We start from the raw sequence: 392 nt of genomic DNA, 5'->3' as shown, positions 1-392 counted from the left end.
CCGGAGCTGGTGATCGAATGGAAAGGGGATCAGGAAAATGTATAGTACTACACCACAGCGAAAGACACTTGAAAAATTATGTCCGTATTGCGGGAAAACCCGAACATATACCTACCGTGATGGATACGATGAAGTGGATTACGGTACCGGACGCAGCCGGTATATACCGTCAAGTACAGTTGACGAGGGCTGCGATTGTATGTTAGGCAAGCTAAGCCATGCTGCCGAAAAAATCCAGATAAAGAAACAGTGCGCTAACTGTGCATGGAATGTGAACGGAAATTGCACAAATAAGCAGGAGCGAACCGATGTTTCGGAGATGTTTGGAATAACCGGTGATCTGGTTATAAAAAATGAATCAAAGCGCTGTAAACATTATGAGTTATCGAAAA

The 392-nt window shown here is 43.9% G+C and carries 1 protein-coding gene; it reads left to right on the top strand.

All coding sequences use genetic code 11. The features are described from left to right. Positions 1 to 37: 37 nt before the first annotated feature. A partial coding sequence (locus NE664_15375; GenBank protein ID MCQ4728013.1) for a hypothetical protein occupies positions 38 to 392 on the top strand: 355 nt, incomplete at its 3' end.

It is taken from the genome of Anaerotignum faecicola (assembly GCA_024460105.1).
Taxonomy (GTDB): domain Bacteria; phylum Bacillota; class Clostridia; order Lachnospirales; family Anaerotignaceae; genus JANFXS01.
Note: the sequence above shows the minus strand (reverse complement) of the source record. Positions and strands in the feature narration are given on the sequence as shown.